The sequence below is a fragment of the Paenibacillus sp. FSL F4-0243 genome (assembly GCF_037963295.1).
GTDB lineage: Bacteria > Bacillota > Bacilli > Paenibacillales > Paenibacillaceae > Paenibacillus_AQ.
This window is the reverse complement of the sequence record NZ_CP150151.1, coordinates 3,732,647-3,758,009: the sequence shown is the minus strand read 5'-3', so window position 1 is coordinate 3,758,009 and position 25,363 is coordinate 3,732,647. Positions and strand designations below refer to the sequence as shown.

Annotated in this window: 23 protein-coding genes and 1 pseudogene; 18 read left to right on the top strand and 6 right to left on the bottom strand. The window is 37.8% G+C overall.

Going from position 1 to position 25,363, the window contains the following annotated elements:
* Positions 1-67: 67 nt before the first annotated feature.
* Complete coding sequence (locus NSS87_RS16465) at positions 68-1,234, bottom strand: ROK family transcriptional regulator (protein ID WP_339241335.1); 1,167 nt, start codon at positions 1,232-1,234, stop codon at positions 68-70.
* 165 nt (positions 1,235-1,399) lie between these two features.
* Between NSS87_RS16465 and NSS87_RS16460 the strand changes: the two genes are divergently transcribed.
* The 18 genes and pseudogenes from NSS87_RS16460 to NSS87_RS16375 all read left to right on the top strand — a co-directional run bounded on the left by NSS87_RS16460 (position 1,400) and on the right by NSS87_RS16375 (position 17,960).
* Positions 1,400-2,668, top strand: a complete 1,269-nt coding sequence (locus NSS87_RS16460) for a lactate racemase domain-containing protein (protein WP_339241333.1) — start codon at positions 1,400-1,402, stop codon at positions 2,666-2,668.
* Positions 2,669-2,691: 23 nt separating this feature from the next.
* On the top strand, positions 2,692-3,462 hold the full coding sequence (locus NSS87_RS16455; RefSeq protein WP_339241331.1) for an SDR family oxidoreductase: 771 nt from the start codon (positions 2,692-2,694) through the stop codon (positions 3,460-3,462).
* A gap of 42 nt (positions 3,463-3,504) precedes the next feature.
* A complete protein-coding gene (gene larE, locus NSS87_RS16450) occupies positions 3,505-4,311 on the top strand; it encodes an ATP-dependent sacrificial sulfur transferase LarE (RefSeq protein WP_339241329.1) in 807 nt (268 codons plus the stop codon).
* Between the two features lie 16 nt (positions 4,312-4,327).
* Entirely contained in the window at positions 4,328-5,800 is a 1,473-nt protein-coding gene (locus NSS87_RS16445; RefSeq protein WP_339241327.1) for a gluconokinase, read from the top strand.
* Positions 5,801-5,830: 30 nt separating this feature from the next.
* A complete protein-coding gene (larB, locus tag NSS87_RS16440) occupies positions 5,831-6,580 on the top strand; it encodes a nickel pincer cofactor biosynthesis protein LarB (protein WP_339241324.1) in 750 nt (249 codons plus the stop codon).
* Positions 6,581-6,583: 3 nt separating this feature from the next.
* Positions 6,584-8,005 (top strand): annotated as a pseudogene (gene larC / locus NSS87_RS16435) (nickel pincer cofactor biosynthesis protein LarC).
* Between the two features lie 19 nt (positions 8,006-8,024).
* Positions 8,025-8,672 carry an urease accessory protein UreH gene (locus NSS87_RS16430; RefSeq protein WP_339241321.1) on the top strand — a complete coding sequence of 216 codons (648 nt, stop codon included), beginning with the start codon at positions 8,025-8,027 and terminating at the stop codon, positions 8,670-8,672.
* Positions 8,673-8,794: 122 nt separating this feature from the next.
* Positions 8,795-9,472 carry a succinylglutamate desuccinylase/aspartoacylase family protein gene (locus NSS87_RS16425; protein WP_339248595.1) on the top strand — a complete coding sequence of 226 codons (678 nt, stop codon included), beginning with the start codon at positions 8,795-8,797 and terminating at the stop codon, positions 9,470-9,472.
* Between the two features lie 160 nt (positions 9,473-9,632).
* Positions 9,633-10,013, top strand: a complete 381-nt coding sequence (locus NSS87_RS16420) for a GntR family transcriptional regulator (RefSeq protein ID WP_042188506.1) — start codon at positions 9,633-9,635, stop codon at positions 10,011-10,013.
* Entirely contained in the window at positions 10,010-10,879 is an 870-nt protein-coding gene (locus tag NSS87_RS16415) for an ABC transporter ATP-binding protein (protein WP_042188504.1), read from the top strand. Before NSS87_RS16420 ends, NSS87_RS16415 begins: the two co-directional genes overlap by 4 nt.
* The gene (locus NSS87_RS16410) at positions 10,872-11,507 is read left to right on the top strand and encodes an ABC-2 transporter permease (protein WP_042188502.1); all 636 of its coding nucleotides are present in this window, start codon (positions 10,872-10,874) and stop codon (positions 11,505-11,507) included. Before NSS87_RS16415 ends, NSS87_RS16410 begins: the two co-directional genes overlap by 8 nt.
* A gap of 17 nt (positions 11,508-11,524) precedes the next feature.
* The gene (locus NSS87_RS16405; RefSeq protein WP_042188500.1) at positions 11,525-12,163 is read left to right on the top strand and encodes an ABC-2 transporter permease; all 639 of its coding nucleotides are present in this window, start codon (positions 11,525-11,527) and stop codon (positions 12,161-12,163) included.
* Between the two features lie 83 nt (positions 12,164-12,246).
* The gene (locus NSS87_RS16400) at positions 12,247-13,344 is read left to right on the top strand and encodes a HAMP domain-containing sensor histidine kinase (RefSeq protein ID WP_042188498.1); all 1,098 of its coding nucleotides are present in this window, start codon (positions 12,247-12,249) and stop codon (positions 13,342-13,344) included.
* Between the two features lie 146 nt (positions 13,345-13,490).
* Positions 13,491-13,913 (top strand): MarR family transcriptional regulator, encoded by a 423-nt coding sequence (locus NSS87_RS16395; protein WP_339241315.1) that lies wholly within the window; start codon positions 13,491-13,493, stop codon positions 13,911-13,913.
* Positions 13,914-13,939: 26 nt separating this feature from the next.
* Positions 13,940-14,164 carry a DUF896 domain-containing protein gene (locus NSS87_RS16390; RefSeq protein WP_042188496.1) on the top strand — a complete coding sequence of 75 codons (225 nt, stop codon included), beginning with the start codon at positions 13,940-13,942 and terminating at the stop codon, positions 14,162-14,164.
* Between the two features lie 276 nt (positions 14,165-14,440).
* The gene (locus NSS87_RS16385) at positions 14,441-15,385 is read left to right on the top strand and encodes an alpha/beta hydrolase (RefSeq protein ID WP_339241311.1); all 945 of its coding nucleotides are present in this window, start codon (positions 14,441-14,443) and stop codon (positions 15,383-15,385) included.
* Between the two features lie 157 nt (positions 15,386-15,542).
* Complete coding sequence (gene asnB / locus NSS87_RS16380; protein ID WP_339241309.1) at positions 15,543-17,420, top strand: asparagine synthase (glutamine-hydrolyzing); 1,878 nt, start codon at positions 15,543-15,545, stop codon at positions 17,418-17,420.
* Between the two features lie 15 nt (positions 17,421-17,435).
* Entirely contained in the window at positions 17,436-17,960 is a 525-nt protein-coding gene (locus NSS87_RS16375) for a putative immunity protein (RefSeq protein WP_339241307.1), read from the top strand.
* Between the two features lie 672 nt (positions 17,961-18,632).
* Here the strand turns inward: NSS87_RS16375 and xerS are convergent.
* The 5 genes from xerS to NSS87_RS16350 form a co-directional block, all read right to left on the bottom strand.
* Positions 18,633-19,706 (bottom strand): tyrosine recombinase XerS, encoded by a 1,074-nt coding sequence (gene xerS, locus NSS87_RS16370; RefSeq protein WP_339241305.1) that lies wholly within the window; start codon positions 19,704-19,706, stop codon positions 18,633-18,635.
* Between the two features lie 333 nt (positions 19,707-20,039).
* Positions 20,040-20,225 (bottom strand): hypothetical protein, encoded by a 186-nt coding sequence (locus NSS87_RS16365; RefSeq protein WP_339241303.1) that lies wholly within the window; start codon positions 20,223-20,225, stop codon positions 20,040-20,042.
* Positions 20,226-20,314: 89 nt separating this feature from the next.
* Entirely contained in the window at positions 20,315-21,811 is a 1,497-nt protein-coding gene (locus tag NSS87_RS16360) for a reverse transcriptase domain-containing protein (RefSeq protein ID WP_339241300.1), read from the bottom strand.
* Between the two features lie 581 nt (positions 21,812-22,392).
* A complete protein-coding gene (locus NSS87_RS16355; RefSeq protein ID WP_339241298.1) occupies positions 22,393-23,100 on the bottom strand; it encodes a DUF2290 domain-containing protein in 708 nt (235 codons plus the stop codon).
* Positions 23,097-25,280 carry an ATP-binding domain-containing protein gene (locus NSS87_RS16350; protein WP_339241295.1) on the bottom strand — a complete coding sequence of 728 codons (2,184 nt, stop codon included), beginning with the start codon at positions 25,278-25,280 and terminating at the stop codon, positions 23,097-23,099. Before NSS87_RS16350 ends, NSS87_RS16355 begins: the two co-directional genes overlap by 4 nt.
* Positions 25,281-25,363 lie beyond the last annotated feature (83 nt).

Sequence of the window (25,363 nt, the reverse complement as noted above, 5' to 3'; positions counted from 1 at the left end):
GTAATCTAATCTAACGAATAAAGCCGTTGTAATAGGCTTTATTCGTTTTTTTTATTACAAAATCCATCTAGCTCCTGCTATTACTCAAGCTAAGCTTTGAGACTCCAAGAAAGTTTTTTATAACTAATGCACAAGCTCCCATAACACAGGCCTTCTCCCCTAATTCTGAAAGGAGTAACTTACAAGGCTGACTTATCGACGAACTTAGCTTTGATAGAAGTAGAGGCAGGGCATTCGGATAGATAGTTAGAAGGCGATTGTTAAGAATCATAATTTCAGGATTGAACAGATTTATAATATTGTTGAGGCCAGTCGCAATGTAATTCATATATTTCTCTAGCGCAGCAATTGCTACAGGGTCAGCCACTTGGATCCAATGTTCAATTTCCTGAAGACTTACCTTTTCTTTTTTCTTCATACGCGCTATCGAACTCGTTAAACTTACTTCAGAAGCATATTGTTCCCAGCACCCCGAATTCCCGCAACTGCAGACTTTCCCGTCAGGAATGATAATCATATGACCTATCTCTCCGGCGAAGCCGTTATAGCCTTTTAATACCTCTCCATGAACCATCATCCCCAGCCCTATTCCTGAATTGAAGCTTAATGAAAATAAATGCTCACTCTGATGATGCATAAAGACAATTTCTGAGAAGGCGCTTAAATTCGCGTTGTTCTCCACAAAAATGTTAAGTCCAGTTACGTCTTTAAGATCTTGTTTTAAATCTCTGTTGTGCCATTGATGATAGGGGAGATAACAAATCAACTCAGAATTATCTACAATCCCATGTACCCCTATGGCCACGCCTATGAGGCCGTGAGGAGCAAGTTCACAACGCTTCTTATAGTGTCTGATCTGTTCCACTAGTAATCTAAATATTTCGTGATAGTTATGGGTTTCAAACTCAATCAGTTGAGAAGAGACTGGAACACCTTGTAAATTGGTAAGTACAAAAGTCATCTTTTTACCGTCCAAATCAATCCCTAGCGCATACCCAGCAGTTTCATTAAGTGAGAGTAAGATCGGTTTTCGGCCTGGATTGTTATGCTCTTTATAGGTCTCGATAATTAGTACCTCTGCTAACAAATCAGCTGCCTGAACGGATAGAGTGGACTTATTTAACCCGGTTACCTTTGCTAGGTCTGTTCTTGAAATAGAGCCGTGCCCTATAATTTCACCTAAGATTAGAGCACGATTAATTTGTTTGACATGTGAAGAATCGCCGGTAATCATAAAGCACCTCCTTGAATGATTGACGAACCTAAGGCATGATGTTATTATACAGGTAATTAGTTTGTATGGTAAACAAATTAATTTAAAGTGGTTTATCAGAACGCTATTTTAAGCAGATTAGAAAGCATGAATGAATAACAATTTGTACTTGGAGTGGAGGAAATCATGGGGATTTTACAAGAGCTTCTAAAAGATATTCCGGTTCCGAAAATGGCCAAAGTAAGAGTGAATTTTGATAGTGGGCATATTGAAGACCTTGGGAAGGAAATGAATAATAAGCTACTAAGAGATGAGATTCGGAACTCCATTCAACCCGGTATGGAAATCGCTATTGCTGTTGGAAGTAGAGGTTTAGACCGTTTAGTGGAAATAACAGCTATTACAGTGAAGTTTCTGCAAGATGCCGGAGCGAAGCCTTTTATCGTTCCAAGCATGGGGAGTCATGGCGGAGCCACCGCTGAGGGACAACGTGATGTTTTGGCCCATCTGGGCGTTACAGAAGAAAGCGTGAATTGCGAGATTCGTTCATCGATGGAAGTGGTTCTGCTTGGTGAGCTGCCTAATGGATTACCCGTATATGTAGACAAACATGCCGCAAGTGCAGATGGGATTGTAGTGATTAATCGCATTAAACCTCATACCGCATTTAGAGGTCCAGTTGAAAGTGGAATCATGAAGATGATTAGCATTGGTTTAGGCAAGCAAAAAGGTGCTGAGGCCTGTCATCAGTTGGGCTTCAAGTACATGGCCGAGAATGTTCCCGCTATGGCCAAGATGATTATGGAGAAGAAACCTATTCTTTTTGGAGTGGCAACGATTGAAAACGCTTTTGATAAAGTAGTTTGCATTGAGACGTTAACTCCTGAAGAGATTGTTGAACAGGAAGCCGCTTTACAAGTGAAGGCAAAGGAAATGCTGCCAAAACTATTCTTTGATCAATTAGAGGTACTTATCATCGATCAAATTGGCAAAAACATTAGCGGAGACGGTATGGATCCAAATATTACAGGTCGTTACCCAACGCCATACGCTTATGGAGGTCCTGAGGTTAATAAGATCGTTGTACTTGATTTGACGCCACAGACTGAAGGTAATGCAAACGGTGTTGGAACCGCTGATTTTACAACGCAAAGGCTAGTAGACAAGATGGATCTGGAAGTAACCTATGCCAATGGATTGACTTCTACTGTTGTAGCACCTACAAAAATTGCAACCACGCTGCCTAACGACCGGGAAACCATTCAAGCGGCTATCAAAACCAGCAATATTTTAGATTTCACTCAGGTCAAAATGGTTCGGATCAAAAACACATTGGTGCTAAATGAGTTGGAAGTGTCCGAGGCATTAATTGATGTAGTGAAGCAGCATCCTCAAATGGAATTGATCTCTGAAGCCTACGACCTAACTTTCGATAGCAATGGAAACTTACTTTAATACTAACACTGGGGAGAGAAGACATGACTAATCTATTTGATCTAACAGGAAAAATAGCAGTAGCCATTGGTGGGAACAGCGTACTTGGTTCATCTATCGCGGCAGGATTTGCTGAACAAGGCGCTCAAGTTGCAATTGTCGGACGGAATCTAGAGAAAGCGGAAGAAGTAGCAAAGAGCATTGTTAAGAATGGTGGTACAGCAAAAGCATTTCAAGCTAATGTTAGTTCACGTGACTCTCTGCTTCAGGTAGCTTCTGAAATTGAGGAATGGGCTGGAGGATGGGACATCCTGCTGAACGCTCCAGGGAAAAATAGCTCCACACCTTTCTTCGAACTAGAAATGGAAGAGTGGGACGATATTATGGATGTGAATTTAAAAGGCATCGTGCAGACCTGTCAAATCTTTGCCAAAAAAATGATTGAGCAGAATCGGAAAGGCAGCATCATTAACATCTCTTCCGTATCCTCAACAACACCGTTATCCAAAGTGTTCACCTATTCGGTTTCCAAAGCGGCGCTTAACAGTGTTACTCAGTTCTTAGCGCGTGAGTTTGCATTAAATGGCATCCGTGTAAACGCTATCATCCCTGGGTTCTTCCCGGCTGAACAGAATCGCAAAATTCTAAGTCCAGAGCGAATAGACTCCATTATGAAACATACGCCTATGCAGCGTTTTGGAACACCAGAAGAACTTCAAGGTGCTGCGGTATGGCTAGCCTCTGAGAAAGCCTCCAGTTTCGTTACCGGTACATTAATTCGTGTAGATGGCGGATTTGGAAGTATGACGATTTAAAGAGCATCCTGTAAATAGATTCATCAATGGGAGGGATCATAAGTGCTTACAGATAAATATAACAAATTACAATCCATCCTTCGTGAAATGAAATCAGTAGTGGTTGCATTCTCTGGTGGGGTTGATAGCACCTTCTTATTAAAAGTGGCTGTTGATACTTTGGGTCCTGATCATGTACTCGCGGTAACCGCGGATTCAGAAACCTATCCATCAAGTGAACTGGAGGAGGCAAAAGAGCTCGCTGCACTTATAGGTGTTACACATCAGGTAATTGAAACCTCTGAACTCGCAATTCCGGGGTATGCAGAGAACAGTAAAAACCGCTGTTATTTTTGCAAAAGCAGCTTATTCGATCACTTATTCCCTGTACTGGAGGAAACGAGCTTTAAGAATATCATCTATGGTGTTATTGCAGATGATATGAACGAACATCGTCCAGGGATGCAAGCCGCTAAAGAGAGAGGCATCCGTGGTCCTCTACTTGAGGCTGAACTGTTTAAAACAGAAATAAGAGAGCTTTCGAAATCATTTAATTTGCCTACATGGGAAAAACCATCGTTCGCCTGTCTGTCTTCAAGAATCGCCTATGGGGAGCGTATTACGAATGAGAAACTGCAGAAGGTAGAAAAAGCCGAGGCTTATTTAAAATCGCTGAAAATACGTCAAGTACGAGTTCGAACCCATCAGGATATTGCAAGAATTGAAGTGGAACCCTTAGATATGGAGATTGTTTTAGCACATCATCATCTTATCGTGCAAGAGCTTCAGAGTTACGGCTATAAATACGTTACGTTGGATCTGTTAGGATATCGGAGCGGCAGTATGAATAAAGCTCTTTCTATATCGTAAGAAGGGAAGGTTAGGCATGTCTAGAGAGCTTGTAATTGGACTTGATATCGGTACGACAAGTGTTAAAGCCTGTGTGTTTACGATTCATGGAAAATTAATCACAGAGGTTGAAGAAATGAATAGCTTCCATTATCCGCAGCAAGGCTGGGCTGAACAAGATGCAATCGAGATTGAACGCTCTGCTGTAAGGGCTATTAGAGAAGCTGTTAGAAAAGCAAAGATCGGTAAAAATGAATTGATTACTATTGGATTCTCAGCGGCCATGCATTCTCTTGTTCTAATAGACGCAGCTGGCATCCCGCTCTCCCCTGCACTCATTTGGGCGGATGGAAGAGGATCTGATCAGGTCCATCAACTGTCAGAATCGATGAAACAACAGATTTACGCGCAAACTGGGACTCCTGTCCATCCGATGACGCCTTTGATTAAGCTGTTATGGATGAAGGAGAATGGTTATGAACCCTATCTAAAAGCTACTTACTTCATGTCCATAAAGGAGTATTTAATTTACAGCTGGTTTGGGGAAAGAATGATCGATTATTCGATGGCTTCTGCAACCGGATTGTTTAACCCGGCAACTCACACATGGGTTCAGGATCTGTTAACGCTGGTTGGCATATCTGATAAACAGCTGTCTAAGATTGTTCCTCCAACTTTTCAATTCAATAAGATTAATCCGGAAATAGCAGAACAGATGGGAATTCAGGCAGAGCTTCCTTTTATGATCGGAGCAGCAGACGGACAGCTGGCTAACTTAGGGATTGGCGCTCTACTTCCAGGGGAAGTTGCTGTTTCAGTAGGGACTAGCGGAGCCATTAGACAATTCACAAGCCACGCAAAGGTTAGTCAGAATCAAGAAACGTTCTGCTATTCTTTTACCGAAGATACTTTTATTATCGGAGGGCCTACGAACAATGGTGGGATTGTCCTTCAATGGTTTAAGGATCTGATTCAAGATCAAGGAAGCTTCGAAGAATTTTTAAGTGAAGCAGAGTGTGTTGAACCTGGTGCGGAGGGACTGCTGTTCCTACCCTATTTAAATGGAGAAAGAGCACCACTGTGGAATCAACAGGCAAAAGGGAATTTCTATGGTGTGGCGATTACGCATAAGAAAGAGCATTTTATCCGTGCTGTGCTGGAAGGAATTACTTTCAATCTCTATCAAATTGGTAGGGCACTAGAGAACATTGCCGGAACCTCCTCAAAAATATATGTGAACGGCGGCTTGGCCAGATCTCCACTTTGGCTGCAGATGATGGCTGATATTTTTGAAGCTGAGATTTATGTTTCAGAGAATCATCACAGTGCTGCGTGGGGCGCTGCTTGGACGGCATTGGTAGGCACGGGTCGCGTGAAGTCTTTTGAAGAAATCAAAGATAATATTCCGATGGGACTGCCTGTCACCCCCAATCAGGAAAGCAGCAAGCGATATAAAGAAATTTATTGTAACTATGAAAAAGTAGCAAAAACCGTAGCTGAATTATTCTGATGACTAGATTTGAACTAAAGAGGTGACGAAATGCTCGAGGACATTTTAAAGCAAGTTCAAGATGGAAAACTTAGTGTGTCAGAGGCACAAGAGCATTTGGCTGCTTTCGAAGAGTTGGGGTTCGCGAAAGTGGATCATCATCGAAAAAAACGTCAAGGATTCCCTGAGATTGTCTATGGTGAAGGTAAAACTTCCGAACAAATCATTGCTATTGTCCAGTCCTTACGTACGCGGAATAATCAGGTACTCGTCACTAGAATTTCTTCGGATAAGGCTGAAGATATTTTAAAGGTAATACCAGATTTGATATATAACGAAATTGCAAGAATTCTATATTGGAAAGCTAATGAAAGTACTGAGGATATCTCTAAAGGCTATATCGCCGTTATTGCTGCAGGCACTTCGGATATTAGGGTAGCTGAAGAGGCTGCTGTTACTGCAGAGGTGCTTGGAAGTACTGTGCATCGTATTTATGATGTCGGAGTCGCCGGTATTCATCGTCTGTTGCATCATGCTGAAGAGATCCAGAATGCAGTTGTATCTGTTGTGGTCGCTGGTATGGAAGGGGCTCTTCCAAGCGTGGTTGGTGGATTAGTTGCTCATCCAGTCATTGCTGTCCCAACGAGCATTGGCTATGGAGCTAGCTTTAATGGTCTATCAGCGCTGCTAACAATGCTGAATTCGTGTGCCTCAGGTATAAGTGTTGTAAATATTGATAACGGGTTCGGTGGAGGGTACAACGCCGCATTAATTCATAAGCTTATTCAAAAGGGGCTGTAAATAATGAAAACATTATATCTGGATTGCTTTTCCGGAATTAGCGGAGATATGTTCATTGGAGCACTTATCGATGCAGGAGCTGATCCCATCCATTTGAGAGAAGAGCTAAGCAAGCTGCATATCGAAGCTGAATACGAACTAAAGTGGGGTAAGATCGTTAAAAATGGCATTACTTGTACCAAGTTTGATGTGCTGTTGCAGAGTGAAGCGAACATAAGTTCTGGTGGTGAAAAAACCGCACTTTTACATGAACATAGCCACACAGATAAGCACGAACATGCACACACGCATGATCACAGTCACGATCACAATCACAATCACGATCATACCCACATACACGAGCATCACTCGCACGAACATAGCCATTCGCATGATCATCCTGAACATAGTCACGACCATACCCATACCCATCACCACCATGATCACCGGTCGTATGAAGATATTGTTAAGTTAATTGAATCTGCTGGCTTTTCGGATCAAGTGAAAAATACAGCATTAAAAATTTTCAAGAAAATCGGAGAAGCCGAAGGGCTTATTCATGGAATCCCACTAGAGCAGGTGCATTTTCATGAAGTGGGTGCTGTAGATTCTATTATTGATATTGTTGGAGCGGCCATCCTGATTCATCAAATGGAGATTGAAACCGTCAAGTCATCTCCAGTTCCAGTAGGCAAAGGGAAGATTCGCATTGATCATGGCATTTATCCGGTTCCAGCGCCCGCAACACTTGAAATGCTTAAAGGCATTCCATTGGAGCAATCGAATATCAGTGCAGAACTAACAACACCGACTGGAGCTGCCTTAATTGCGGTGCTCGTTCAGGAGTTTTGTTCCCTTCCATCGATGAACATTCAATCTATTGGATATGGAGCGGGTACCAAGACTTTCTCGGATCAACCCAATGCGTTAAGAGTTATTATTGGGGATTAGCACAAATATGAAAGGAGTAAGTCCATGAAATCTCAACGACCTCCTGATCATGAACATATAGATACAGACATGGTTAAAATGGAAGTGAATTTAGACGATATTCCCGGAGAATGGCTTGGTTATGTTATGGACTTGCTCTTTGAGAACGGGGCAAATGATGTATTTTATACACCTATCTATATGAAGAAAAACAGACCAGGAACACTACTACAGCTCCTTTGTTCTTCTGAAAATGTAAGCGTTATGAAGGAGATTTTATTTGAAGAAACAACAACACTAGGCATTCGTTATTATCCCTTAATTGTACACCGTCTTGAAAGAACGTTTGAATCCGTTGAAACAGAGTGGGGAACCGTGACTATTAAAAAAGGGATATGTGCAGGTGAGGTTGTCCAGTGGGCGCCTGAGTTTGAGGAGTGCAAGCGCATAGCCCTTTTGCATGGCATTCCTTTAAAAAGGGTCTACGATCAAGTACGAAAGTCTAGCTGCATTTGAATGGTAGGAGGAAATTGAATTGGAATTTAGCTTATTGTCTGTGCTGTTTTTCGGATTTATTCTAGGGATCAAGCATTCTATAGAACCTGATCATATTATTGCGGTTTCTACTATGGTAGGCACAAATAAAAAATTATGGCGTTCAACTTTAACTGGATTATTTTGGGGCATAGGTCATACAAGTACACTTTTTATTGTTGGAATGATTTTAGTGCTGTTAAAAGGTGAATTACCTGAAGTATGGGCGATGTCTTTAGAATTCCTCGTTGGCATCATGTTAGTGTATCTGGGGTTTAAAAGTATGGCGTCTATAAAAAAGTCAAACATTGAACCTCATACCCATGAGAGATCTCCATTAATTAAGATATTCATCATCGGATTCATTCATGGATTAGCCGGTAGTGCGGCGATGGTATTACTTACCCTCACGACGGTCTCCTCAATTTGGGAATGTGCCGTGTATATTTTGATATTTGGAATAGGTACGATTAGTGGCATGCTTATCTTTACGACAATTCTTGGCATTCCTTTTGTTTACAGTAAGAAGAATGTAGTGTTGAACCGCTCATTAACTCAGCTAGCTGGATCTATTAGTTTCATTTTTGGGATTTATTATATGTATAACCTCGGGGTTCGCGAAGGATTATTTCAATTGTGGTTAAATTAGATTCAAATTACGTAAAGTCTAAAGCCTGAGAAATCAGGCTTTTTTTGCATATATCTGTCTAGGACAACTGGGGTCCTACGGAATACAAATATATGGACACCTAAATGCGGAGGTGAAGCATGATGATCATTGAGAATTATACTTTAGCATCGTCCACATCCCATGCCACCCCTTATTACGTGATCAGAGGTGGGCTACCTGGTCCTGTGTTTATGGTGGTGTCCGGCATACACGGGAATGAAACGGCAAGCATTCGTGCGGCGAAAAACATCGTGAATCACTTAAGACAAGGAGAACTATATATTTACCGTGGTACGCTTATTATTGTTCCTCTCATGAATCAAAAAGCTTATCGCAAACGAATTCGGGGCGTGCCCGATTTGAACCGAACGTTTCCGCGTACTCGGAATGGAACTGCCAAACATCCCTTATCCGTAGCCTTGCTTCAATTAGTACGGCGTTATCGCCCCACCTGGTACCTTGATCTCCATGAAGCGAACGGTTTGTCTCAAAGAAATCCGAAACGCCTAGGTCAGTCTATTATTATTAAGCCGGGGAGCCAAGGTACGGTTTCGGCAAGACGTATCATAAAAGACATTAATCGTACAATCGCTAATACTTCTTATCATTTTAATATCCGTTTACGAGAGCGCCCCGGGTCGTCACGTGCAGCCGTCTCCCGTATCATAGGAGCGAAGGCATTTACTGTGGAAACCTGCTGGAGTCTTGATCGTGACCTTCGTATTCGCTATCAGATAGACATTGTTAGTCGCTTTTTAAGAAGTGCTGGATTGATGTGATGATGATTAGATACGCTGTATGCCAAGCAAGCTGACCCTTAGTTCATAGGAATCGGCTTGTTTTGTGTGGATTTGAAAGATCATTGACAACAATGAGTATAGTGTATATATTACATATATACATTGAATACACATAAACTAGGAGTGAGGGCACGAGTTCATGAACATATTGATATCCAACACTTCCGGTGAACCCATCTATGCACAGATTGTAAGTCAGATCCGCCAGATGATCCTGCAAGGAGAGTTAGTCTCAGGTACGCCTTTACCTTCTATTCGACTGTTAGCCAAAGAGCTGCAGATTAGCGTAATTACAACAAAAAGAGCTTACGAAGAACTGGAGAGAGAAGGGCTTATCAATTCCATTGTGGGAAAAGGCTCCTTTGTTTCTGGTGCAGATCAGGAGTTTATTCGTGAGCAGCGGCTACGGATCATGGAGAATAAGATGAAGGAGATTATCGACGAGAGTAAAATGTTAGGGATTGATTTTGCTGAGTTCAGTGAGATGTTGAAACTGCTGTATGAGGAGGAGACAGAATGAACGATGTCATTCAATTGAATCAAATATCTAAAAAATATGGCCATTTTAGCCTATGCGAACTTACGTTCGGTATTAAGGAAGGGTATATAACGGGGCTAATTGGACCCAATGGGGCAGGGAAAACAACTTTAATTAAAATGATGATGGGTATGGTACAACCGGACCAAGGAAATATCGAGATTTTTGGCAAAGAAACGTCCATAAAAAATGCAAAGTACAAAGATCGAATTGGGTATGTTTCCGATGAGAATCACTTTTACGAGCAATTAACCATCGATCAGATGAGTAAGATGATTGCTCCCTTTTATAGTCAGTGGGATAAAGAGACTTATAGGAAATACATAGAGATGTTTAAGCTTTCCCCGCGGAAAAAGATTAAGGAGCTCTCCAAAGGGATGAAAATGAAGTATTCGCTCGCCATTGCTTTATCGCACGGTGCAGACCTGCTCATCATGGACGAACCTACTGCAGGTCTTGATCCCATATTCCGAAGAGAACTGCTTGATCTGCTTAGTGAGCATATCCAGGATGAGAAGAAATCTATTCTTTTCTCCACGCATAACACGACTGATTTAGACCGGATAGCGGATTATATTGTTTTTGTGAATGAGGGGAGGTTAGTTTTTAATGAGATGAAAGAATCTCTCCCTAATAAATATATGCTGGTAAAAGGCAACAAGGAGTTGCTTGATCGGGATGTGCGGAAATGGTTCATCGGGCTTAGAGAGACGGAAGTTGGTTTCGAGGGTCTTCTGAACAATCGCTCTGAGTGCGAACGATTCTTTAGAGATCATGCCATATGCGAGACACCTACTCTGGAAGAAATCATGTATTTTACGGTAAAGGGAAACGCTTTGTATGTTTAATCTCTTGCTGTTAATTCGGAAAGACATTATTCTCCTGCGGAATTTCATTCCTTTATTTCTCTTGAGTATTTTGTTTGTTGCATATGTACAATTGGATAGCTCCAGTATGTTTGCTACCTTTCAATCTTTACTACTGCTCGTATACTCCTGTTCAATGGATGCGCAGAATAACAATACAAAGTTTGTTATAGGACTGCCAGTAAGTCGGCAAGAGATTGTTTTGGCTAAATACTTATCACTGATTCCTTATAGTTTCATCGGTTTGGTTTGCTCTTTTGCTTTGTTTCTAATTTCCTTTTCATTTGGATATTCCATTAGCCCAGTGTATTGGATAGGGGTATCTTTAACGTTATTTATGATTCCTTTGACTGCGTCTATTTATCTGCCGATTCATTATTGGCTTGGATACAAAAACTATTACTTCAATATCTTTTTTAATGTAGTTATAACGATAACCACCATAAACGCTGGATCTTCACTCTCACATTCATCAGTTTTCTCAAAAATAACCCATTTAAAGCTGCAAGATCATCTGGTGCAGATAGGTTTGATAGGGATTGTTTATCTATTCATCTTGTACTTCTCATATAAGATTTCACTACGATTGTTTAGCAGGGAAGAGTTATAAGCTAAGGAGGACTTATAGTGTATCATTCATTTTATCTTATTCAAAAAGACTTCATTCTTTTGCGTAAATTTCTGATGCTGCTTATCCCTTTCTTTATTTTTATCGCTTACTCGAACTATCATAGCTTCAGTTTATTTACGGTAATGCCACCCATGCTGTTGTTGATAAGCTCCTGTTCTATGGATACTCAGCAGCTGACGCAACGGTTTCTCGTTAATCTCCCTGTGCGGAGACAAGAGCTTGTCCGTGCCAAATACTTCTCAATCCTTCCGTATGCGCTTGTTGGGCTGGCAGCAACTGCTTTTACCTATCTCCTGATTATCATGACAGGTAAAGAGGTAACCCCTCATTTTTGGCAAGAGGTTGGTATTGCGATATCTATTTTCCCACTCCTCGCTATGCTTTATTTACCGATTCATTACTGGTTAGGGGCTAAAGGAACGCAAGTGGTTAATCTCGTATTTATGATGATTATAATGGTTGGTCCGAACGTGATCGGCAGCTTGCTTCAATGGTTTCCTGACCTAGAGAACTGGCATAGCTCTGGAGTGAAGTCTAACTTTATTCCTTATATCATACTAGGACTTGCTTACGTGTTTTTACTCAGCTGTTCTTATCTCATTTCTTTGCGGATTTTTGAGAAGAAGGATCTCTGATGTTAATAATTTGAGATTTAGATTGAATTCATATACCATTATCACTACAAAGATAAATACTGTAGGGGAAGGGTATACATCTAATGCCTAAAATGATTTATAGTTTTCGTACAAAAATGATTATGCTGCTGATGGCCAGTATGCTAGTATCCGGTGGGATAACCTTTTTAATCTATAAGGCGCTCCAGCGATATTATCACTCTGAGGTGAAATTTGAGAATCCACTAACCAAAGTTCGCTATGTAATAAGAGATATTGGAGATGTGAATACATTTTTAATTATCTTTATACCACTAGCCATTCTATTTTTCTTCTTATTCACTAAGCCGTATGCAAAATACTTCAAAGAAATCTCAAAGGGGATTCATCAACTAGCGTCAGGTGATTTCTCTGAACGAGTAGATATACCCTCCAAAGATGAATTTGGAATGATTGGTCATGATCTCAATCTAGCCATTGAGAATATGCAAGAAGCCATTGAGCGGGGAGACATTGCCGAGAGCAGTAAAGATCAACTCGTGTTGAACCTGGCGCATGATTTACGTACACCCCTAACCTCGGTTATCGGCTATTTGGATTTTATTTTGAAAGACAATCAATTAACCCCTGAACAGACCAGGCATTATACGACGATTGCTTATACTAAATCTCAACGTTTAGAAAAATTGATTGATGAGCTGTTTGAAATTACAAGAATGAATTACGGCAAGCTTAAGCTTGAGAAATCCTCGATTGATCTCAGTGAGCTTCTCTTACAATTAAATGAAGAATTATATCCAGTCTTTGAGAAAAATGGCCTAACCTCCAGATTGGATATGACACAACCTCTGATGATTTACGGTGACGGGGAATTGTTAGCTCGTGTATTTGAGAACCTTCTTACGAATGCGGCCCGATACGGAAACGATGGTCAATTTATTGATATTCACGGTTACTTGGACGCTAACGAGGTAGTCGTTGAAGTAATTAACTATGGGAATTGTATTGAGCCGGAAGAGCTGCCACGAATTTTTGATATGTTTTACACGGGTGATCGTGCACGAACACATCCAACAGGAAGTACGGGACTTGGCTTGTTTATTACTAAAAATATAGTAGAGCAGCATAATGGAACCGTATCTGCGCAAAGCAGTGTGGTGCGGACAATCTTTGAAGTGAGACTCCCGAGAAACAGTAATTGAAGACCATTTCCATATGATGAAGTACCAACCTAAAGAGGATTCGTTGGTGGGTGATATCTAAAAATCGTCCACCTTTGAAATCCTCTTAAAAACATGATATAATTAGCATGCTAATTAATTTGTAAGGTGGTTCGGGGGAAAAAGCTGTGATTGAAGATGAGATAAGAGAACTACTGGATAGAATTTCAGCGGAAATGCGTAGAGATTATGCAGCATTGCTTAGAGAATTTAATCTTCATGTGGGCCAAGAACAGTTATTATGCCGGTTATGGAGATCAGATGGAATGACACAGATCCAGTTAAGCGAAAGTCTGAATTGTGAGCCTCCAACTATTACGAATATGGTGAAATCACTTGAGAGTCATGGGTTTGTTGTTCGAAAAAAAGATCCTGAAGATGGCAGAGTAAGCCGAGTGTATCTAACTCCAGCCGGACGTAATCTTTGTGAACCTGTGGAACGTATATGGAATAAGCAATTGGATAAATTATTAACAGGAATTTTACCCGAAGAACGTTTATTATTAAGAAGGCTTATGAAACAGATGGTTGTAAATTTATTAGCAAGCTAATCAAAACTTAGAAAAGAGGAACATAGATGATTACCAGTTTGACTCGTATTAATGAACTAGCCAGGAAAGAACGTGAAGAAGGTCTGACAAAAAGTGAATGGGTGGAACAGATCGCTTTGCGTGAAGATTATCTGCGTGAAATTCGTGGACAAGTTCGTAACAGTCTATCGGGAGTAACGATTGTAGATCCTGAGGGAAATGATGTTACGCCTGAAAAAATTCGTTTATCGCGTAAAGAAACTTTGAACTAATATTTAGCTAATGAAGTGAATTTACACCTTTAGAATATCGTTGAATGTCTTATGGGCTAATCAGCGAATATCTAAAGGTGTTTTTTTATGATATCAAATGGACGAAAGTGGAATCATATTTATAAAAGTTATCTTAACGGAAGCTTAATTTGATTTCGTTAGCTGATGCTGAAAGTTAAGGTTCACTTAAACTTGTGTTTCACAGGATCTAAGACTTTATTGTTAGAATGAAATGGACAGAAGAGAAGATATAAATATGTGGGGAGCGGGAATTACATGATGAAAAAGACATTTTTCTTTTTACTGAAAGCAATAGGAGTTATAGTCATAGCCATAGCGCTTTTTCTAGCCATTGTTTTTACTGTTAATGTGATCTGCAATAAAATCGAGAAAGGAAAAATTGAACCCTATGGTCAGTTTGTACCTGTAGATGGAAAAAACATGAACGTCACGATTCATGGAAATGGTGAAGAGACGGTAGTGTTATTACCAGGATATGGAACTGCAGCGCCGGGTATTGATTTTAAGCCGCTTGTAGACGAGTTATCTCCATTTTACAAAGTGGTTGTGATTGAGCCATTTGGCTATGGATTAAGTGACATCACCGAAAAAGAACGAAGTACTGAAAATATAGTGAGTGAGTTACATGAAAGTTTACAACAATTAAATATAGACCGTTATATTCTGATGGGACACTCCATATCCGGAATTTATGCTCTAGACTTTGTAAACAAATACAAAAACGAAGTTAGTGCATTCGTAGGGATCGACAGCAGTGTTCCGGCACAAGGAGCCGGCGATGAACTTCCAACAGCAGCCTTAAAATCACTTAAACAATCAGGTTTCTACAGAATGCTGGTTAAACTCTCGCCTGATCAAATCATTGCACCCGATGTTGATGATGAAACGAAAGAGCAAAATAGAATGCTTTCGCTTAAAAACATGATGAATCCAAATATCATCAGCGAAGCAGAGCATTTCTCAAGCAATTTCAAAGCCGCAGAGAATTTAAAGTTCCCTAAAGAACTTCCCGTGATGTTCTTCTTAGTAAAAGATAATTCGGATGTTGAGGGCTGGGCAGCTTTACATGAAGAACAGATCAAAGATTCCTTGCATGGGAAGATGATGATGTTTGAAGGCGATCATTATTTACACCATACTAAATCGAAAGAAATCGTGGAGAATTTCAGAAGCTTCATGAGTGAAATAAAAAAAGAGTGAATGAGAAAACGTCGAACGATTCATATAGTGAATCATTTGACGTTTTCTTTTGGATTAAAGTACGATTCACCAGCGTGTTTCTAAAAAAAGATGATTGATCAACGCAATTGTGGGCACTCTATATCCTAATCTTTACTATAGGAAGGACTACAATAGCATGTGCGGAATAGCAGGAATCTTAAAATGTAATGGACAACAACCGCAAGAGGAAACCTTAAAACAAATGACAGGTGCAATGAATCACCGAGGTCCTAATCATGAAGGCGTATGGCTTGATTCTCGAATTGGGCTCGGTTTTCGTAGGTTATCCGTTATAGATTTACGTGATGGAAATCAACCGATGACGAATGAAGATCGTTCCCTTTGGATTGTTTTTAATGGTGAAATCTATAATTATAAAACACTACGAGATCAGCTTAAGTTAAAGGGACATCACTTTCAAACGCAATCAGATACAGAAGTCATTGTGCATTTATATGAGGAATACGGTAAGGACTGTGTCCATCATTTACGAGGAATGTTTAGTTTTGCGATTTGGGATGTTAAGGAACAGACGCTTTTTGCTGCCAGAGATCATTTTGGCATCAAGCCTTTTTATTATTACAAAGATGAGAATAACCTTTTATTTGCTTCGGAAATTAAAAGCATTCTTGCAGTTCACGGAGTACCAAGAAAGCTTCAGTATCAAAGTTTATTTAGCTACTTAACTTTTCAGTATGTGCCGCAACCCGATACGATGTTTGAACATATTCATAAATTAGGACCTGCAGAGCGAGTATTTGTTAACGCTGAAGGTGAAATGAAGATCGAGAAATATTGGGAACCCCATTTTCATCCGGTAAAACGATCTTTAGCAGAATATGCGGAAGAAATTCAGTGGAAATTGAAAGAGTCTGTAAACCTTCATTTACAAAGTGATGTGAATAGAGGGTGTTTTTTGTCCAGTGGAATTGACTCCACAGCTATAGCTGCAATGATGAAAGCAGAAGAATCCACAAAGACCTTTTCGATTGGATTTGAAGGGGTAAACAATGAAACCATCATTGCAAATCAAACGGCAGCTAAACTGGGAACGGATCATTATTTTCACATTTTATCTACAGAAGACTTTTTTGAGAGTATTCCGAAAACGGTATGGCATCTTGATGAGCCTGTCGCGGATCCTTCCGCCATTGCTCTTTATCATCTAAATCAGCTTGCAAAAGATCATGTCACTGTTGTCCTATCAGGGGAAGGCGCTGATGAATTATTCGGAGGATACCGGATCTATAGAGAGCCAGATGCATTAAGACCCATTTCATGGATGCCCAATTTCATAAAGGATTCGTTACGAAAATCATTGTCTATATATCCATATCATTTTTATGGGAAAAACTATTTACTTCGGGGGCTGACACCTTTAGAGGAACGCTTTTTCGGTAATGCTAATATCTTTAACAAAAGCGGAAAGATGAACTTGCTCCACGAATCGGTACACGCTCAAAACAGCTTTTTACATCCCACGGATATCGTTAAGCCTTTTTATGATAAGACAGTGCACCTAGATCCTACGACAAGAATGCAGTTTATTGATATGAATTTTTGGTTGCCTGGCGATATTTTGTCAAAAGCAGATAAGCTGTCTATGGCACATTCATTGGAATTAAGAGTCCCGTTTTTAGATAAAGAGGTTTTCGAAACGGCTAGTAAAATTCCAGTCTCCAATCGGATTGGCAAGAATACAACAAAACTCGCTTTGCGTAAAGCTATGGAAGGAATTGTTCCTGATACTATTGTGAATCGCCCGAAATTAGGATTTCCCGTACCGATTCGTGATTGGCTTAAGACCCCGATTTCAGATATAATGTTTGAGCAAATACGCTATAGTGGTATTGAAGAAATATTCAATATGAATATCATCGAAGAAATGTTTATCCAGCATCGGAGTAATAAAGGTGATTATTCGCGTAGAATCTGGCTAATTTACATTTTTTCAGTGTGGTACACGCTTTTTATGAAAGAAGATCTGAAGCAATTAAAGAGTGCCGTGCTGTAATGGGGGAGAGATCGTTTGAACATTGAGGAATATGCATGGAATAAACATGAGCAGCAAATAAAATCAACTAACGAATTTACTTACAGTAGTCCTAAGATAAAGATTGTAGACAATAATGAATTAAGAAATCAACTTGAAGAGACACTTGAAAAATTACCGCAGAAGTTCCTGGCCAAATGGGCTTTGAGCGTTGCTGTTGAACACCTGGATCATCTGGATCAACATCTTATAAATGACCCGCGCATTGATTTAGGGATAGAAACGCTAGAAAAACGTATAGCTGGTGGTATCAGAGCCTTTGACTTAAGAAAAGTTGGATTCATAGTGAATGAATTAGCGAAAAAGTCCACAACCGAAGCAAGTAAGTATGCTGCTCGTTCTTTTGAACAAGCCAATGCAACTGGACATATGAGAGGACACGCTATGGTAAGCAGTGACTATGCCGTTAAAATGGTAAACATATCCAATGATTTTTCAGTGGCCGAGGCTGCCACTAAAGAACGGGAAAGACAATTAAGGATAGCTAAAGAAATGTTTTAAAATTGAAGCTATAAGACTGACGTGTATGAAGATACTGATATAAGTTAATTAATGGTAATATTTAGATTTTTTATTTAAGAGGTACGTAAAGAACAATCAACAATAAACATATTAAATATAACCACACAGAGTTTAATCCGAGATTCTGATACACTTTAAAGTTTAATACTCGTTAGAGACATATCAATTTCTAAAAAGAGATTCGATTGTTCATGAAAGGGAAGCTATTATGAACAATTTTGAATATTGTATAGATATCAATTATGGACAGCTAATTGGCTTTAGTATGGTTTAAATTGGCTTGCTACATTAATTTATATACTACTTCCTCACAAAACCCGTATTTTGTACATATGTCTATGAGTTGGAAAAGGCCCTGTTTGGTTCCAATTTTCATCAAAATCGTGTTGATTGACACAAAGTCCCCTACCTTTTTGACACAAAGTCCCCTACTATCCGCTGTTTAAGTAAGAAACTTAGGAATTTTATATAGTGTAATGTATTTCATTTCAAGTTAAGCAGGTATTTCACCTATCAAGAAGGGAACTTTGTGTCATCTCTCTTAGCGAGTAGGGAACTTTGTGTCATATCTCCTAGCAGGTAGGAAAGTTTGTGTCATTTACTCCTATCATGTAGGGAACTTTGTGTCATCAAATCTATACTATTCAGTATTTATAATTGGTCCATTTTATTAACTGCTATTCGCATCTCTTCGTCAGTTAAATGTGTATAAATCATTGTGGTTTGAATAGATGAATGTCCTAATTGATTCCTTAATCTAGGTACATCATTATTCTCCTTATGATATCGAGTTGCAAATGAGTGCCTTAACGCATGCACGGATAAGGCCGGCTTTCCATAAGCCATTGCGTATTTTTCAACAAGCTTCTCAATAGATCTTTGATTTAAACGGCGATTAGTTCCTTTACGTCCAACCGGTGCAGCCATAAATAAGAATGATGCTGATTTATCTGGTTTATAACGTGATTCTCTAACTTCAAGATAATTGCTTAAATCCATTAATGCCTGCTCACTAAAATACACGTATTGCTCTTTGTTGCCCTTTCGTATTACTCTCACCAGGCCTTTTAGAAGATCAAGATCATCAAGATTACATCCTACAACTTCAGATAACCGAAGACCAGAACCAAGAATTAAAGATACAATCGCTGTATCCCGTTCACGATTAAATTGGTGGAAATTATGGATTCGTTTATTTGTTTTGAAAATTTCTCCATAATCATGTGCAATAAATCTTCGGAAAGATTCAAAATCGTCATCCCGAAGTATTTTGCCTTCGATCCGGTTGGCGATCGTTTCTTGGCTTTCTTTAACTGTATTCAATTCCATTTTTGCCATTACATTTCGCTGCAAATACGGCTTCAAATCTGGAGTTTCTGCTTTGTTCTGAAGATAATCAAACAACGACTTTAGGGAGGAAAGCTTACGATTTATTGTAACTTTAGAATTGCCTAACTTGTATTCCAGAAAAGTGAGGAAATTTTCTACTTCTCGTACTGTCAAAGAATCAAGGTGTGTCAAGCTTACATTTGCCCTTATATCTGCAGAGAGATTTTCACTTACCATCCAATCAAAAAAAATAATGAAGTCATGGCAGTAATTTAACAGTGTAGTGTGAGACAATTTCCGCTTTCGGCTATCAATATATTCAGTAACAAACCATGGTAACTTCAGTAGCTTTTCATCAATTCGTTGTATGTATTTAAGCTTAACATGCTTATCCATATGCACACCTCGGATTGGAATAAAAATTAAAATTTGAAAATAAATATTCGTCAAATTATTATTTTACGTAATTATATTAGTTACTAATATTTTTTCTACTACTTAAACATATCTTCCATTTCCCTTATTCCTTTCTTGTTTTTTATTAATGATGCTAAAACATGTGTTCACGGCTAACGGTAAGAGTTCTTATCCAGGTTAAAGGATAAGAACTTATATACACAAAAAATTTACAGCCAACGCAGATTTCATTAAATATATGTTCATGTCCTCTACTTGTAAAAAAGAAATTCATAAACACATCGAATTATAATTATGATGTTAAAAAAACCTTTACACCATCATAAATTTACAATTTTCTCTTATAAAATGATTCTCATCGATCATCACTGAAAAATCTGTAAACGATTTGATTTTACCGATAGTATCCAACTGTCCATCAACCCAAACTTCAACATCTCGATGGAACGCCATCGAACGTTGGAAGTCGGTATCTAGTTCACATGGTTTTCTAATCATATAGTTTGCCTCCTACTATTACAATTATGAACATATCACTCAAGCCAACTCTCTGTATTCAACTATCTCAACGATTAGAAATTAATAAATTAATAGTTATATATATTCGATTTTGGATTCATGGTATATTCAATACCATCATTTTCAATTCCACGTTGGATAGCATGATAAATTCTAGTGAAACTTGGAATTTGAATAATACCAACTCTATTTTTTATTTTTTTCTTTTTGCATATATCTAGCATCGTTTGTTTATTTAGGTTAAAAGGGAACTGACCACTAACTCTATAACCTTTAGATAAAAGAATTTTCTCTCTTAATTTTGTCGCGTGTAGAATTGTTGAAACTAGCCAACCATCCAATTCAGCTAATTGCTCTTCATCATTAATTAAAGGATAGAAGCTCATCAAACCTTTGAATTTCAACCTATTATATTGACCTGACAGATAAAGACGAATACTTTGTTCATTAAGGTTTCCATAAAGATATCTTCTAATTTGCATTATTGCTGTAACAAATGAAGGGTCTTCGTTGTTATTAGGTATTATAATGTTTTTCAGAATCGTAGGTTTAATTGGTTGAATTAAATTCCTATATAATATATAACTTATTTGTTTTTTTATTTCTAGCACCTTAACTTCTTTTATGCTAGTTTTTTGTCCTGATAATTTATAACCAAGAAAATTAATGTGATACTTTATTTCCCCGAATTCTGCGGGCATACCACTTTGGCATAGTAAGCTTATTCCATCAGATTTGTTGAAATTGATTTCAATTCCTGTTTCTAGAGAAAACCCATGGATTATATCATATGCTTTTGTTATTTTTTCATAACTATTAGACCAAATAACAGTATCATCAGCATATCTAGCGAAACGAAGCCCTTCGTCCTCAAGACTTCTATCTAGTCTCCAGCAAGCTAAATTTGCTAGAAATAATGATATTGACGTTCCTTGAGGCACTCCTCTATCAGCTAATGTTAAAAATCTTGAAATTACATATTTTTCGAATGGATTTATAATAAATCCATTCTTGTTTAATTGTGAGTATAAATACTCGTGATTTAGTGAGCCAAAGAAATTTTTGAAATCAAATTCTGCAACAAAAACACGTGGATGATTCATAAGCTCTATCGAAATATCCTGGATTGCGAAATGAACATTTCTATCATCTCTATAAGCATAAGATGTTGAACTAAATCGATGACGGTTTTTTGCCGTTAGCCTTTTATATATGTATTTCGAAACAACAGAATCAGGAATTTGAAATATTGCAACCTCACGCTTCCCACCATCTTTTTTGTCAACTTCCATAATATATGGTGGATGTGGCGTATATGTTTCTGACTCCAGTTTATGTGCTAATGAATGGGCGATTTGTTTACTGTGTTTTTTTACATAAAAAGGGTTGAATTTTTTGTCTATTTCCCAGTATTCGGGTGGTTTAATTTCTTTATTTGGAGGGTTATTAACTCTTCTTTTATTTCTCTGATATTCCATTTCAATAGAATTATGGAAATCGTGATATCTCTGGCCGAGTTTATCACATTCTTTTTCAATCATTTCCCTAAGAGTCTTTTCTAGCATTAAACTACCCCACCCTTCATTGAAATAACAAAACTCCCGCGTTAATCGCGAGAGTTCCACGGATGCCACCACTTAAAAATAGGTTCTCACTTAAGCGGGTCTTTGAAGGACCTTGCTTGCAAAAGCTAACAATAATTTATTAGCTTGCTGGGGCTACCGCTCGTCTCCTAAAGACATATTATTATCATACAAATATTTCCTGAATTATGCAAATGTTTTTCTGTATTTTCACTAATAAGAATTGTAGGCATACATTCAAAGCACAAAACCTAGTGCTCGATGAACCGATTTTATAAGTAAAACTATCCTAGTGCGTTGATAAATCAGGGTACTTGTAAGGTAGTTGGACGATTAACGTTGTTGTTAACAACTTCAGTATGAGTTTATTCAGTTTATTTCATATTGTACTTATTGGATCCTTTATTCCCTTAGTTCAAATCTATAAAAAGCAGCAGTTCTGTTCATGCAAACCGTTATCTTCCAAAACACTACTACTTTTTAAAATCCTTGATTTCCATATTCATCTTCAAACAAGCAATTGCGTTTGAAATTATCTTCAAAGAAGATAATTAAAGATAATATTAGAAAATATGAAGTAATTTTTTTTCTTCACTAGTAAAATAAGCAGTATTGATTGGATGACAAGTTTGATGAGCAGTTAAACATATTTCTTTAAACGCATCATTTCGATAAGCATTTATCCACTTTTTTGTATATACATTTCTTAGTACGAAACTAACAAATTTAGCTGGCGTTAAAATTTTCGAAGTAGCAACTCTAACATTATTATTATGTCCTAAGTGAATATGTGATATTGAGTGTTCAATAGGTGTATATAATTCATAATTATAATCATACCTAATTGGTGTTACATATGATTTGAGTTTTGCCTCTGAAATCTCTTGCTCATAATATTGTAGAAATTCATCTCCACACTCTTCATATGTCGCATCTAAATCAGATAAAAATTCTTCATATGTTCTATATGTTCGTGGATTTTCATAAAATGCATATCTTATGATACCCTCATCTAGGGTATCAGTATCAGATGTACAGGAGAATTGAAGAATAGAATCATCCATTAATAGGAAATCGTAATCCATATTTTTCATTGCTACTTTATAAATAGAATCGTAATCATCTGATTGACAAACTGAAACAAATTCTTCCGAGTACTTACCGAATTCTAATGTGAATTTTCTTGTCTTGTTTGAATCTTTAAATAATCCAGATTCTTTAAGGAGTTTTGGTACAAGATTAATTGATGTAGATATGCTAGCTATATTCATTCTTCACCATCTCCCTGATCTTCTTCATCATCTCCCTGATCTTCTTCATCAATCGCTGAAATATCCTCTTGATTATTTAGATAATCAATTAATTCATCTGGTGAAATTCCTTTTTTTCTTATATCTTTCTCTATTTCTCGAAGTTTTGCTTTCTTAATACTGATCTCGTCGAGATCCCTCTCAATAGTATGAACAGGTTTATATGTGAAAATTAACTTGAAGTCGTTGCTTTTAACTTTATTGATTTCATTTGATATGGAGTGGTTAGCAATTCCAATACCGCTTATTCGTAACCATGCCTTAGCGCGGGTAAAAGCAGTAAACACACGATTCCTCATACCTCTATCTTCTTTTGCACCTTGAAGAACATCGCTACCAACAATAAATACCATGGGGGCTTCGTGACCTTTAGCTTTATAAACCGTTGTTAGGGTTACACAGTTATCCTCTATGAAACCCTTTTGATAATTTCTATCTAATAAATTATTACTATTTATATCTTTTTCATATAAGCTATCACTTATTATTTTCATGTATCTTTTAGCATATCTATCGTCAAGGGAAATGACAATTATATCGTCTGCTCGTAATTTATCTTCATGAATTGCTTTATATATTGAATCGCACACCCAATTACATTCATCTTTTATATCTGGCGAAGAATACAACTCGATTATTTGATCTTGATTTTGATATTTTGATATGGACATAGGACTGTTTTTAATTGGTCGGACAATCTCCATTTCATCCCCTTCTATACAGTTCCCCCGAGTTACAATATAACCATGGTCTTCCCAATGTGAATTATTCTCCATATTTTGTATCAAAAGGTTGTTGTAAATCCCAAATCCAAGGGCATGTGCTGTAACCAGAATTTCTCTTGGATTTCGATAACATTTTGATAGAACAATATCGTTATCCATGTCGGGGTGGTTTCTTTGAAGTTTAGCTAGATTGATACCAGCTGAACCATATTCATTTCTGAATGTTTCTTCAGTATTTTGAATCTTAACATCAAAGATATTTTGAAGATTATCATATCCCCATACTATACAATCATTCTTTACAATAGCCCTGCATATCTGATAAAAAGAAGGTTTGAAATCTTGTGCTTCATCAATTAAGACATAATCATAATCTTGTTTCAATGATCCATTTGTTTGCAGTAATAATTGTTTACATATGTAATCAAATCCACCCTTTCTTCCGCCAAAAGCCAATGAATCAGAAAAATTGATTGGATGAATATTATTGCTTCTACAGCAATCAAAGTAAACACCTTTAATATTACTGCCTCCCCAAGCATGTTTTATTTGTATGTTATCGAAATCAGGTAATTTCCCATCCCCCATTACTTTATAAAACCTTGTGATTAATAATTCAATATAATCGTACAAACTTTTAGTCATAAACGTATACAGTATTTTTTTATCTGGATACTTTAGGTGTAAAATGGCTGCTTTCATGCATAAAATTATAGTTTTTCCTGATCCTGCTAATCCTCTGATACGTTGTGGTCCATCTAGTTGTGATAATGCAGCATACTTTTGTTCCTCATCAAAATTTGCGATTTCTTCTTCTAACATTTTTAAAATATAAGCTTTTGAAGTTTTATCCTCATTGTCTACTTTTCTTTCTTTTGGTTTAACAATGGCGGTTGAATTTTCAATAATAGAATAAATCTCTCTCATTACTTCTTCGTCAATTAAGTTTTCATCTTTTGAATCTTCTAAAAATCTATGAATGTCAGTATTAGATTGTAATACTTCTACATCTAAATTATCTTCGTCAAATTCATCCTCGAAATTGGGTATATAAAGAGCTGAAGCTAAATTAAAAGATAAGTCTCTTTTTCCCTTTCTCATTTTTTTGTTTACACTTTTAATCAATTTTGAAAAGAGAAGCGCCTCAAGCCTTTCAAGTTCTTCTGATAATATTTCAATTTCATTTTCTCTACGATTCCTATTAACTCCACTACATTTAAACAATAAAACACCATGTTTTGGACTAATCAACAACAAACTCGGAAATAATAAATCTTCATTTATTTCCATTATAATTGGATATTGATAATATATATCCGCATCTATCAGATCTTCTAGCTGTGTCTCAAGAAATTCTACAAGACGTTGAGATATTGCATCGTTATAAAACTCTTGAGATAGGATATTCTTTTTCATAATAAGCCACCTTTATATTTTTTATGAAAAACTTATGAAGTATAAATTCGCTATCAGATAGATTTCCCCTTTTGCTTAGTAGG

Bases quoted from the DNA above. Each gene is read 5' to 3' on its own strand.
- NSS87_RS16425 (WP_339248595.1), top strand. From the start codon at position 8,795: ATGATCATTGAGAATTATACTTTAGCATCGTCCACATCCCATGCCACC.
- NSS87_RS16365 (WP_339241303.1), bottom strand. From the start codon at position 20,225: ATGATTAGAAAACCATGTGAACTAGATACCGACTTCCAACGTTCGATG.
- NSS87_RS16400 (WP_042188498.1), top strand. From the start codon at position 12,247: ATGCCTAAAATGATTTATAGTTTTCGTACAAAAATGATTATGCTGCTG.
- NSS87_RS16410 (WP_042188502.1), top strand. From the start codon at position 10,872: ATGTTTAATCTCTTGCTGTTAATTCGGAAAGACATTATTCTCCTGCGG.
- NSS87_RS16445 (WP_339241327.1), top strand. From the start codon at position 4,328: ATGTCTAGAGAGCTTGTAATTGGACTTGATATCGGTACGACAAGTGTT.
- NSS87_RS16415 (WP_042188504.1), top strand. From the start codon at position 10,010: ATGAACGATGTCATTCAATTGAATCAAATATCTAAAAAATATGGCCAT.
- NSS87_RS16350 (WP_339241295.1), bottom strand. From the start codon at position 25,280: ATGAAAAAGAATATCCTATCTCAAGAGTTTTATAACGATGCAATATCT.
- larB (WP_339241324.1), top strand. From the start codon at position 5,831: ATGCTCGAGGACATTTTAAAGCAAGTTCAAGATGGAAAACTTAGTGTG.
- NSS87_RS16420 (WP_042188506.1), top strand. From the start codon at position 9,633: ATGAACATATTGATATCCAACACTTCCGGTGAACCCATCTATGCACAG.
- NSS87_RS16360 (WP_339241300.1), bottom strand. From the start codon at position 21,811: ATGCTAGAAAAGACTCTTAGGGAAATGATTGAAAAAGAATGTGATAAA.
- NSS87_RS16390 (WP_042188496.1), top strand. From the start codon at position 13,940: ATGATTACCAGTTTGACTCGTATTAATGAACTAGCCAGGAAAGAACGT.
- asnB (WP_339241309.1), top strand. From the start codon at position 15,543: ATGTGCGGAATAGCAGGAATCTTAAAATGTAATGGACAACAACCGCAA.
- NSS87_RS16455 (WP_339241331.1), top strand. From the start codon at position 2,692: ATGACTAATCTATTTGATCTAACAGGAAAAATAGCAGTAGCCATTGGT.
- NSS87_RS16355 (WP_339241298.1), bottom strand. From the start codon at position 23,100: ATGAATATAGCTAGCATATCTACATCAATTAATCTTGTACCAAAACTC.
- NSS87_RS16385 (WP_339241311.1), top strand. From the start codon at position 14,441: ATGATGAAAAAGACATTTTTCTTTTTACTGAAAGCAATAGGAGTTATA.
- NSS87_RS16465 (WP_339241335.1), bottom strand. From the start codon at position 1,234: ATGATTACCGGCGATTCTTCACATGTCAAACAAATTAATCGTGCTCTA.
- xerS (WP_339241305.1), bottom strand. From the start codon at position 19,706: ATGGATAAGCATGTTAAGCTTAAATACATACAACGAATTGATGAAAAG.
- NSS87_RS16460 (WP_339241333.1), top strand. From the start codon at position 1,400: ATGGGGATTTTACAAGAGCTTCTAAAAGATATTCCGGTTCCGAAAATG.